Here is a 12,800-nt window from a genome sequence, read left to right on the forward strand (position 1 = left end):
GCACATCGGCAGACCCGCGCGCACGACGCTGGTGGACACACGGGGCAGACCTCGCGGCAGTCGGCTGCCGCCCCTCGAGCGTGCCGTGCCAAGTTCGGGCATACGCCTAGAGTTGCTCCTCTTGCCCGGCCCCCGCCCTCCTCGCTATGGGGCAGGCCCAGGGCCCGCGGGCGCCTTTGTCCCGGCGTGCGGGCACCGCTTAGGAGTTCCCCTAGAGCACCTGGCAGGAGCGCTGAGCGCGCCTGAGGCCGTGCAACCGTGAGGGCTGCCCCCGACCCTGTCGCCCTGGTGTTTGGAGTGCCATCCATGAACGAGCCGGTACCCGCGGACGCCCGCACCACCACTTCGGCCCACGAGCCCGTGGCTGTGGTCGGCCTTGCGTGCCGGCTGCCCGGAGCCCCTGACCCGGACGCCTACTGGAACCTGATCGCCCAGGGCCGCAGCGCCATCACCGACACCCCCCCGGACCGTCGTACCGGCGCACCCCACGACGACACCCTCACCACCGGCCGGGGCACCACCGTCCCCTACCGCGGCGGGTTCATCGACACCCCCGGCGACTTCGACGCGGCCTTCTTCGGCATCTCGCCCCGCGAGGCCGAGGCCATGGACCCGCAGGCCAGGCTCATCCTCGAACTGGGCTGGGAGGCACTGGAGAACGCCGGATGCGACGCGGCCCGGGCACCGCGCGCCACCGGCGTCTTCGTCGGCGCCGACGTCAGCGACTACGCCGAACTCGTCCACCGGCAGGGCACCGAGGGCGTGGGCCACCACACCCTCACCGGACTCAACCGCGGCCTCATCGCGAACCGCCTCTCCTACGCCCTGGGCGTCGGCGGCCCCAGCCTCACCGTCGACAGCGCCCAGTCCTCCTCCCTCGTCGCCGTCCAGCTCGCCTGCGACAGCCTGCGCGCCGGCGACTGCGAACTCGCCCTCGCCGGCGGCGTCCACCTCAACCTCGTCCCCGGCAGCACCCAGGCCCTCGCCGAGTTCGGCGGACTCAGCCCCGACGGCCTGTGCCACACCTTCGACGCCCGCGCCAACGGATTCGTCCGCGGCGAGGGCGCCGGCCTCGTCGTCCTCAAACCCCTCTCCCGGGCCCTGGCCGACGGCGACCGCATCCACGCCGTCATCCGCGGCGGAGCCGTCAACAACGACGGCACCGGCGCCACCCTCACCACCCCCGACGCCGCCGCCCAGGAAGCCGTCCTGCGCAGCGCCTGCGCCCGCGCCGGCGTCGCCCCGGCCGGCATCGACTACGTCGAACTCCACGGCACCGGCACCCGCGTCGGCGACCCCGTCGAGGCCGCCGCCCTCGGCGCCGCCCTCGGCACCGACCCCGCCCGCAGCACCCCGCTGGCCGTCGGCTCGGTCAAGACGAACATCGGCCACCTGGAAGGCGCGGCCGGCATCGCGGGCCTGCTCAAGGTCATCCTGTGCCTGTCCCACGGACAGCTCGTGCCCAGCCTCAACCACACCACCCCCAACCCGGCCATCGACCTCGACGGACTGGGCCTGCGCGTCCAACTGGAGACCACCCGGTGGAGCGCACCGGATCCCGCCCGGCCCCTCCTCGCCGGCGTCTCCTCCTTCGGCATGGGCGGCACCAACGCCCACCTCGTCCTCGAACAGGCACCGCCGCCCACCCCGGCCGCCGCCCGGCCCGCCCACGCCGAACCGCCCGTGGTGCCCTGGCTGCTGTCCGCCCGCAGCCCCGAAGCCCTGCGCGCCCAGACCGAACGCCTCGCCGCCCACCCCGCCGCCCACGCCGACCCCGTGGACGTCGGCTGGTCCCTGCTCACCACCCGCACCCCCTTCGCCTACCGGGCCGTCGCCGCCGGCGCCGACTCCGCCACCCTCCTGCACCGCCTCACCACCGCCCTGCCCCCCGGCCCCACGCCCACGCCCGCGGCCGTCGACCGGCCCGTCTTCGTCTTCCCCGGCCAGGGCAGCCAGTGGGCGGGCATGGCCGCCCAGCTCCTGACCACCGCACCCGCCTTCGCCGACCAACTCGCCCAGTGCGAGGCCGCACTCGCCCCGCACGTCGACTTCTCGCTCTTCGCCGTCCTGCGCGGCGACGCCGACGCACCGGCCATGGACCGCTCCGAAGTCGTCCAGCCCGTCCTGTGGGCCGTCATGGTCTCCCTGGCCGCCCTGTGGCGCGCACACGGCGTACAGCCCGCGGCGGTCGTCGGACACTCCCAGGGCGAGATCGCCGCCGCCTGCGTCGCGGGCGCACTGAGCCTTCAGGACGGCGCCCTGGCCGTCGCCCTGCGCAGCAAGGCACTCCTGCCCCTCAAAGGCCTCAGCGGCATGATGTCCCTGGCCCTGCCCGAGGCACCGGCACGCCGCCTCCTCGCCCCCTGGGACGAGCGCATCACCGTCGCCGCCGTCAACGGCCCCTCCTCGGTCGTCGTCTCCGGCGACACCGCCTGCCTCGACGAACTGACCGCCGAAGCCGAACGCCAGGGCGTCCGCACCCGCCGCATCGACGTCGACTACGCCTCCCACTGCGCCCACGTCGAACCGGTCCGCGACCATGTCCTGCGCCTCCTCGCCCCCATCACCCCGCGCACCCCCGACATCCCCTTCCTGTCCACCGTCACCGGCGACTGGCTCCAGGGCCCCGCGACCGACGCCGCCTACTGGTACGCCAACCTGCGCCGGCCCGTACTCCTCGAACCCGCCGTACGGGCGCTGGCCGCCGCCGGACACACCACGTTCATCGAGGTCAGCCCGCACCCCGTGCTGACCGTCCCGGTCAGGGAGACCGCCGAGGCCACCACCCACGGCGAGCCCGCCGTCGTCACCGGAACCCTGCGGCGCCACGACGGCGGGCTCGCCCGCTTCTACACCTCCCTCGCGGAACTCTGGACACGCGGCGCCGACGTCGACTGGACACCGGCCTTCACCGGCCACCACCCCCGCACCATCGACCTGCCGACCTACGCCTTCCAGCGCAGCCGCCACTGGATCGACACCACCCCCGGCACCCCCGCACACCCCCACACGCTCCCGGCCACGCCCGCACCGCACCCCCCGGCGCCCACCACCCCCACCACCCCCACGGCTCCCACGGGCCCCGGCCCCGGCCCCGGCGACAGCCTCCGGCTGGTGCGCGAGCACGCGGCCGTCGTCCTCGGCCACTTCGGCGCCGAGGCCATCGACCCCGCCCGCACCTTCAAAGACCTCGGCTTCGACTCGGTCACCGCCGTCGAACTGTGCGAGCGCCTGGGCCAGGCCACCGGCCTGCACCTGCCCGTCACCGCCGTCTACGAACACCCCTCCCCGGCCCGCCTGGCCCGCCACCTCGACGAGCAACGCGACGGCACCCAAACCCACACCGCCGCGGCGACCACACACCGCGCGGACGACGAACCGATCGCGATCGTGTCGATGGGATGCCGCTACCCCGGAGGAGTCCGCACGCCCGAGGACCTGTGGCAGCTGGTGCGCGACGAAGCGGACGTCCACTGCGCGTTCCCCGCCGACCGCGGCTGGGACATGACCACCCTCTTCACCACCGACCCCGACCGGCCCGGCACCAGCTACGTCCGCGAAGGCGGCTTCCTGCACGACGCCGCCGAGTTCGACGCCGCGTTCTTCGGCATCTCGCCGCGCGAGGCGACCGCCATGGACCCCCAGCAGCGACTCCTGCTGGAGACCGCCTGGGAAGCCGCAGAACGCGCCGGCCTCGACCCGCGCCGCCTGCAGTCCACCGCCACCGGCGTCTTCCTCGGCATCACCGCCCCGGAGTACGGGCCGCGCCTGCACGAAGCGGGCGAAGCGATCGAAGGCCATGTCCTCACCGGCACCGCCGCCAGCGTGGCCTCCGGCCGCATCGCCTACACCCTGGGCCTCGAAGGCCCCGCGGTCACCATCGACACGGCCTGCTCCTCCTCCCTCGTCGCCCTCCACATGGCCGTCCAGTCACTGCGCACCGGCGAGTGCTCACTCGCCTTCGCCGGCGGCGCCACCGTCATGTCCGGCCCCGGCATGTTCGTGGAGTTCAGCCGCCAGCGGGGACTCGCGGCGGACGGACGGTGCAAGCCGTTCGCGGAGAGCGCGGACGGCACCGGCTGGGGCGAGGGCGTCGGTGTCCTGCTCCTGGAGCGGCTCTCCGACGCACGCCGCCACAACCACCCGGTGCTGGCCGTGGTCCGCGGTACGGCGATCAACCAGGACGGTGCCTCCAACGGCCTCACCGCCCCCAACGGCCTCTCCCAGCAACGCGTGATCCAAGCCGCACTGGCGAACGCCGGCCTGACGACGGCGGACGTCGACGTCGTCGAGGCACACGGCACCGGCACCAAGCTCGGCGACCCGATCGAGGCACAGGCCCTGCTGGCGACCTACGGCCAGGACCGGCCCGCCGACCGGCCGTTGTGGCTCGGCTCCCTCAAAGCCAACATCGGCCACACCCAGGCCGCCGCCGGCGTCGCCGGCATCATCAAGATGGTCCTCGCCATCCGCGAAGGCCTGCTGCCCAAGTCCCTGCACGGCGAGACACCGACCTCCTTCGTCGACTGGTCCACCGGCGCCGTGGAACTCCTGGCCCAGGCACGGCCCTGGGACGAACTCGGCCGCCCCCGCCGCGCCGGCGTCTCCTCCTTCGGCATCAGCGGCACCAACGCCCACGTCATCATCGAGCAGCCCGAACCGGTGCCCGCCGAACCCGCCGGCATCCCGGCCGACGACGTGACCGTGCCCGTCCTCCTCTCGGCACGCACCCCCGAAGCCCTCCGGGAACAGGCCGCCCGGCTCGGCGAACTGCTCTCCACGACCCAGACCGACACGCCGGCCGCCGCCGGCGCCCTCGCCACCGACGTCGCCTGGTCCCTGCTGACCGGCCGCTCCGTCTTCGAACACCGCGCCTTCGCCCTCGGCTCCCGCGACCTCCCCGCCCTGACCCAGGCACTCGGCGACCCGACCGTCTCCGGCACCGCCTCCGCCCATGCCGACTCCCCGGTGTTCGTGTTTCCGGGGCAGGGGGCGCAGTGGGTGGGGATGGCGGTGGAGTTGCTGGACTCCTCGCCGGTGTTCGCGGCGCGGTTCGGTGAGTGTGCGGCGGCGCTGGACGCTTTTGTGGACTGGTCGTTGGTGGATGTGGTGCGGGGTGTGGAGGGTGCTGCGGGGTTCGAGCGGGTGGATGTGGTGCAGCCGGTGCTGTGGGCGGTGATGGTGTCGCTGGCGGCGTTGTGGGAGTCGTTCGGGGTGCGTCCGGCCGCGGTGGTGGGCCACTCGCAGGGTGAGATCGCCGCTGCGGTGGTGTCCGGTGCGCTGAGCCTGGCGGACGGCGCGCGGGTGGTGGCGTTGCGGAGCCGGGCGATCATCGCTCTGGCGGGGCGTGGCGGGATGGTGTCGGTGGCCCTTCCGCGTGAGCAGGCCCAGGAGCTGATCGCGGGCTGGGACGGCCGGGTGTCGGTCGCCGCCGTGAACGGCCCCACGTCGGTGGTGGTCTCCGGCGACGCGGACGCACTGGATGAACTGATGGAGCTTGCGGGCACGCGGGAGATACGGGTGCGGCGGGTCGAGGTGGATTACGCCTCGCACTCGGCGCATGTGGAGTCGATCCGTGACGAGCTGCTGGAGGTTCTTGGTCCGGTGGTGGCGCGGGTGCCGGTGGTGCCGTTCTTCTCGACGGTGACGGGTGAGTGGGTCGAGTCGGCGGTGACGGATGCCGGGTACTGGTACACCAACCTCCGCCGGACCGTGGAGCTGGAGTCCGCGGTGCGGGAGTTGGTGAGTGCCGGGCATGGCGCGTTCCTGGAGATGAGCCCGCACCCGGTGCTGACGGTCCCGGTCGCGGAGACCGTCGAAGCAGCGGGCGCCGACGTTCTGGTGACGGGCACGCTGCGTCGTGGTCAGGGGGGTCTGGCCCGGTTCTACACGTCGTTGGGTGAGGCGTGGGTGCGGGGTGTGGGCGTGGACTGGAGCCCGGCTTTCGCTCCGTATACGCCGCGTCGGGTGGAGTTGCCGACGTATGCCTTCCAGCGGCAGCGTTACTGGCTGGAGTTGCCGAAGACCTCGGCCGGGGTGGTGGATCCGGTGGGGGAGCGGTTCTGGAAGACCGTCGAGGACGGCGACCTGGAAGAGTTCGCCCGCACTCTCGGCCTTAACGACCCGTCGGTGCTGGGCGAGGTGGTCCCGGCCCTGTCGTCCTGGCACCGGGGCCGGCAGGACCGCTCCACACTCGACAGCTGGCGCTACCGCATCACCTGGCGGCCCCTGGCCGGCCGCACGCCGTCCGGCGCGTCCCTGGACGGCACCTGGCTCCTCGTCGTCCCCGAGGCGTTCGACGACGACCCGCTGTCCCAGGCCGCCCTCACCGTTCTCACGCAACGAGCGGAAGACGTACGCGTCCTGACGGTCGCTGCGGCGGATGCCGACCGTCAGCGGCTGAGCGGCCGGCTCCGGGCCGAGGCCGCTGCCGTCAGCGGCGTGCTCTCCCTGGCCGGCCTCGACGAGCGTCCGCACCCCGACCACGCGTCCGTGCCTGAGGGCCTGGCCGTGAGCCTCGCGCTCGTCCAGGCCCTGGGCGACGCCGGCATCGAGGCACCGCTGTGGTGCGTCACCCGCGGAGCCGTCGCCACGGCGGATGACCGGGCACCCGCCGCCCCCCTCCAGGCAGGCGTCTGGGGACTCGGCCGGGTCGCCGCCCTGGAGCACCCGGGGCGCTGGGGCGGCCTGATCGACCTCCCCGAGGCAGCCGGCGAACCCACCCTGAACCTGCTCGCCGACCTCCTCACCGGCGAGGCAACCGAGGACCAGATCGCCGTACGGGGCGGCAAGGCGCTCGGCCGCCGGCTGGTCCGGGCACCGCACGGCGACGCCCCCGCAGCCCGCTCCTTCAAGCCGCGCGGCACCGTCCTCGTCACGGGCGGCACCGGCGCCCTCGGCGTCCGCATGGCACGCTGGCTCGCCCGCAACGGCGCCGGACACCTCGTCCTGACCGGACGCCGCGGCGCCGACACACCCGGTATCGCCGACCTCCGCCAGGAACTCCAGGAGCAGGGCACCCCGGTCACCGTCGCCGCCTGCGACATGGCGGACCCGGACTCCGTCGCCGCACTGATCCGGCAGCTGGAGCAGGAAGGCGTGCCACCCGTCCGCACCGTCCTGCACGCCGCGGGCATCAGCGCCCTTGGATCACTCGCCGACACCGGCATCACCGACCTCGTCTCGACCCTGTCCGGCAAGGTGCAAGGCGCCGACCACCTCGACGCCGCACTCGACCCGGCCGCCCTCGACGCCGTCGTCTACTTCTCCTCCATCTCCGGCACATGGGGCGTCGCCGACCACGGCGCCTACGCCGCCGCCAACGCCATCCTCGACGCGCGTGCCGAGCAGCGCCGCGCGGACGGCGTGCCCGTCCTCTCGGTCGCCTGGGGCCCCTGGGCCGGCGGCGGCATGATCGCCGAGAGCATCCAGGACGTCCTCCGCCGCCGCGGCGTGCCCGTCATCGACCCGGACACCGCCGTCACCGGCCTCAAGCAGGCACTGGATCACGACGAGACACTCGTCGCGATCGCCGACGTCGACTGGCCGCGCTTCGCGGGCGTGTTCACCTCGGTACGCCCCAGCCCCCTGCTCGCCGAACTGCCCGACGCACAGCCCGCCGACGACGAGGACACGACGTCCCAGGAGCAGCCCGCCCTGCTCCAGCACCTCGCCGGGCTCGATTCGGCGCGGCGCCAAACGGCCCTGAAGGACCTGGTGAGCCGACAGGTCGCCACCGTGCTCGGGCACGCCGACGCGGACGCCGTCGACACCGAACTGGCCTTCAAGGACCTCGGCTTCGACTCGCTCACCGCCGTCGAACTGCGCAACCGCCTCGGCCGTACCACCGGTCTGCCGCTGCCCACCACGGTCGTCTTCGACCACCCCAGCATCACCGTCCTGGCCGACTACCTCGCAGAGCAGGCCTTCGGCTCCCGGCAGACCGCCGCCGAGACCACGCTCGTCCCCGCCGCACGCGATGCCGCGGACGACGAACCGATCGCGATCGTGTCGATGGGATGCCGCTACCCCGGGGGAGCGCGCACGCCCGAAGACCTGTGGCGGCTGGTGCGCGACGAGGTCGACGCCATCTCGGAGTTCCCCGCCGACCGCGGCTGGGACCTCGACGCCCTCTACGACCCGGACCCCGACCGGACCGCGACCAGCTATGTCCGCGAGAGCGGCTTCCTGCACGACGCCGCCGAGTTCGACGCCGCGTTCTTCGGCATCTCGCCGCGCGAGGCCCTCGCCATGGACCCCCAGCAGCGCCTCCTGCTGGAGACCGCCTGGGAGGCGCTGGAACGCGCCGGCATCGCCCCGAAGACCCTGCGCGGCAGCAGCACCGGCGTATACGTGGGCCTGACCGACCAGGAGTACGCCGCCCAACTGCGCGCCGCCGCCGGGGAAACCGAGGGCTACCTCGCCACCGGCGCCGCGGCCAGCGTGGCCTCCGGCCGCATCGCCTACACCCTGGGCCTCGAAGGCCCCGCGGTCACCATCGACACGGCCTGCTCCTCCTCGCTCGTCGCCCTCCACATGGCCGTACGCGCCCTGCGGGCCGGCGAGTGTGAACTCGCCCTGGCGGGCGCCGTCGCCGTGATGTCCGGGCCCAGCCCCTTCATCGCCTTCAGCCGGCAGCGCGCCCTCGCGGCGGACGGCCGCTGCAAGCCCTTCTCCGCCGACGCCGACGGCTTCGCCCTGTCGGAGGGCGTCGGTGTCCTGCTCCTGGAGCGGCTCTCCGACGCGCGCCGCCACAACCACCCGGTGCTGGCCGTGGTCCGCGGTACGGCGATCAACCAGGACGGTGCCTCCAACGGCCTCACCGCCCCCAACGGTCCCTCCCAGCAGCGCGTGATCCGCGCCGCGCTGGCGAACGCGGGCCTGTCGACGACCGACGTGGACGTCATCGAGGCGCACGGCACCGGCACCAAGCTGGGCGACCCGATCGAGGCACAGGCGCTGCTGGCGGTCTACGGCCAGGACCGGCCCGCCGACCGGCCCCTGTGGCTGGGCTCGGTGAAGTCCAACATCGGCCACACCCAGGCCGCCTCGGGCATGGCCGGCGTCATCAAGATGGTGCAGGCCATGCACGAGGGCGTCCTGCCCAGGTCCCTGTACGGTGAGGCGCCCACGCCCATGGTCGACTGGTCGGCCGGCGCGATCGGGATCCTCTCCCAGGCGCGGCCCTGGAAGGAGTACGACCGCCCCCGCACGGCGGCCGTCTCGTCCTTCGGCATCAGCGGCACCAACGCCCACGTCATCATCGAGCACGTTCCCCGCGCCGCCGAACCCGCCCGCACGGACCTGCCGGCCGCACAGGCGACCGTCGTCCCCCTGACGGTCTCGGCCCGCTCGGAGGCCGCGCTCAAGAACCAGGCCGACCGCCTCCTGTCCCACCTGCGCGAGACCGACGCACACCCCGTCGACGTGGCCTGGTCCCTGCTCAACCACCGCTCCCAGTTCGAACACCGGGCACTGCTGATCGGCTCGCAGCTCGTCACCTCCGGCACCGCCTCCGCCAATGCCGACTCCCCGGTGTTCGTGTTTCCGGGGCAGGGGGCGCAGTGGGTGGGGATGGCGGTGGAGTTGCTGGACTCCTCGCCGGTGTTCGCGGCGCGGTTCGGTGAGTGTGCGGTGGCGCTGGACGCTTTTGTGGACTGGTCGTTGGTGGATGTGGTGCGGGGTGTGGAGGGTGCTGCGGGGTTCGAGCGGGTGGATGTGGTGCAGCCGGTGCTGTGGGCGGTGATGGTGTCGCTGGCGGCGTTGTGGGAGTCGTTCGGGGTGCGTCCGGCCGCGGTGGTGGGGCACTCGCAGGGTGAGATCGCCGCCGCGGTGGTGTCCGGTGCGCTGAGCCTGGCGGACGGCGCGCGGGTGGTGGCGTTGCGGAGCCGGGCGATCATCGCTCTGGCGGGGCGTGGCGGGATGGTGTCGGTGGCCCTTCCGCGTGAGCAGGTCCAGGAGCTGATCGGGGGCTGGGACGGCCGGGTGTCGGTCGCCGCCGTGAACGGCCCCACGTCGGTGGTGGTCTCCGGCGACGCGGACGCACTCGATGAACTGATGGACCTTGCGGGCACGCGGGAGATACGGGTGCGGCGGGTCGAGGTGGATTACGCCTCGCACTCGGCGCATGTGGAGTCGATCCGTGACGAGCTGCTGGAGGTTCTTGGTCCGGTGGTGGCGCGGGTGCCGGTGGTGCCGTTCTTCTCGACGGTGACGGGTGAGTGGGTCGAGTCGGCGGTGACGGATGCCGGGTACTGGTACACCAACCTCCGCCGGACCGTGGAGCTGGAGTCCGCGGTGCGGGAGTTGGTGAGTGCCGGGCATGGCGCGTTCCTGGAGATGAGTCCGCACCCGGTGCTGACGGTCCCGGTCGCGGAGACCGTCGAGGCAGCGGGCGCCGACGTTCTGGTGACGGGCACGCTGCGTCGTGGTCAGGGGGGTCTGGCCCGGTTCTACACGTCGTTGGGTGAGGCGTGGGTGCGGGGTGTGGGCGTGGACTGGAGCCCGGTGTTCGAGGGCCTCGCGCCGCGTCGGGTGGAGTTGCCGACGTATGCCTTCCAGCGGCAGCGTTACTGGCTGGAGTTGCCGAAGACCTCGGCCGGGGTGGTGGATCCGGTGGGGGAGCGGTTCTGGAAGACCGTCGAGGACGGCGACCTGGAAGAGTTCGCCCGCACTCTCGGCCTTAACGACCCGTCGGTGCTGGGCGAGGTGGTCCCGGCCCTGTCGTCCTGGCACCGCGGCCGGCAGGACCGCTCCACACTCGACAGCTGGCGCTACCGCATCACCTGGCGGCCCAAGCCCGCCGCCACGCCTGCCACCGCAGCCCTGGACGGCACCTGGCTCCTCGCCGTCCCCGAGAAGCACCGGGACCACGACCTCGTCGCGGCCACGGCCGGCGCCCTGCACGCCGCCGGTGCCCGGACCCTCGAGTTCACCGTGCCCGACTCGGCCCAGCGCACCGAACTGGCCGAGCGGCTGCTCGCGGACCTTCCCGCGGGCGTCTCACCGGCCGGCGTCCTGTCGCTGCTGGCCCTCAACGACGCGGAGAGCAAGCAGAGCGCGGGCGTCTCGCACGGGCTGCTCGCAACGGTGGCGCTCGTCCAGGCGCTCGACGACGCCGCTGTCCCCGGCCGGCTGTGGTGCCTCACCCAAGGTGCGGTGTCGACCGGCGAACGCGACGGCGCTCCCGACCCGGCGCAGGCGGCCGTGTGGGGACTCGCACGGGTGATCGGCCTCGACGACCCCGACCGCTGCGGCGGCCTCGTCGATCTGCCCGCCGCCGACACCGAGTCCGCACTGCACCGCCTCCCTGCCCTGCTCGCCCAAGCGGCCCCGGAAGACGGCGGCCGGGAAACCGAGTTCGCGCTGCGCGCAGGAGGCGTCAGCGTCCGGCGCATGATCCGTACGCCGCTCCACGCGTCCAACGCCATCGCCGACGCCGACGCCGACGCCTGGCGCCCCCGCGGCACCGTCCTGGTCACCGGCGGCACAGGAGCCCTCGGCTCGCACGTCGCGCGGTCCCTGGCACAGGACGGGGCCGAGCACCTGATCCTGACCAGCAGGCGCGGCCCCGACGCCCCCGGCGCCGCCGGACTGTGCGACGAACTCACCGCCCTAGGCTGCCGCGTGACCCTCGCCGCCTGCGACATCGCCGACCGCGACGCGCTCTGCGCACTGCTCGACGCCGTACCCGAGGAGCTCCCGCTCACCGCGGTCGTCCACACGGCGGGCGCCGTCGAGGCGGCACGCCCGCTGGGCGAGCTCACCCTCGACGACACCGCCGGCGTGATGCACGCCAAGGTAGTCGGCGCGCAGAACCTGGAGGAGCTGCTGGCCGGACACCCGCTGGACGCCTTCGTCCTCTTCTCCTCCGGCGCCGGCGTCTGGGGCAACGGAGGACAGGCCCCGTACGCCGCCGCCAACGCCCACCTCGACGCCCTCGCCGAACGGCGCCGCGCCCAGGGACTGCCCGCCACCTCGATCGCCTGGGGCGCCTGGGCGGGCGGCGGCATGGTCGACGAGGAGACCGGCGAGCAGCTGCTGCGCCGCGGTGTCCCGGCGATGGCTCCCGAACGCGCCGTCCGCGCCCTGCGCGAGGCCGCCGCCGGGCACGAGACCACGCTCGTGGTCGCCGACATCCGCTGGGACCGTTTCGTCCCCGCCTACTGCGCCCACGGACACCGTCCGCTCATCGACGAGGTACCCGAAGTACAGGAACTCCTCGCCGCCCGCAGCGCCACGCAGCCCGAGGCACAGCACGACGAAGCCACCGCGGCCGCCGCTCTGCTGGCCGAACTCGGCGCACTGCCCGCACCCAAGCGCCGCCGCCGGCTCGTCGACCTGATCCGCCGCCACGTGGGCGCGGTCCTGGGCCACGGCCCGTCCGACACCGTCAAACCGGGACGCGCCTTCCGCGACATGGGCTTCGACTCCCTGACCGCGGTGGAACTGCGCAACCGGCTCAGCGCGGTCCTCGGCACCCGGCTCTCGGCGACCATCGTCTTCGACCACCCGACGCCGAACGCCCTCGCCGACCACCTGGACGCCCAACTGCTGCCCGCCGCGGGCGGAGGGGCCGGTGACGTGCCCGCCGGCCTGGAACAGGTGGAAGCCGCCTACCGGCAGGCGTCCGACCCCGCCGCACGCCAGGCCCTCACCGAAGCACTGCGCACCTTGCTGGACAGCTGGGCGGCATCCGAAGAACCGCAGGAGGCGACCGTCGACGAGGAACTGATCGCCGCTTCCGACGAGGACATGTTCGACCTGATCGACAGGGAACTCGGGATCTCCTGAGCGGAACC

General features: G+C 73.5%; 1 protein-coding gene. It reads left to right on the forward strand.

The annotated features are described in order from the left end of the window. Positions 1-306 precede the first annotated feature (306 nt). Complete coding sequence (locus OG747_RS46540) at positions 307-12,792, forward strand: type I polyketide synthase (RefSeq protein WP_405876764.1); 12,486 nt, start codon at positions 307-309, stop codon at positions 12,790-12,792. Positions 12,793-12,800 lie beyond the last annotated feature (8 nt).

This window comes from Streptomyces sp. NBC_01384 (assembly GCF_045040035.1).
Classification (GTDB): domain Bacteria; phylum Actinomycetota; class Actinomycetes; order Streptomycetales; family Streptomycetaceae; genus Streptomyces.

Coding starts and splice junctions, on each gene's coding strand:
- OG747_RS46540 (WP_405876764.1), top strand. CDS start 307: ATGAACGAGCCGGTACCCGCGGACGCCCGCACCACCACTTCGGCCCAC.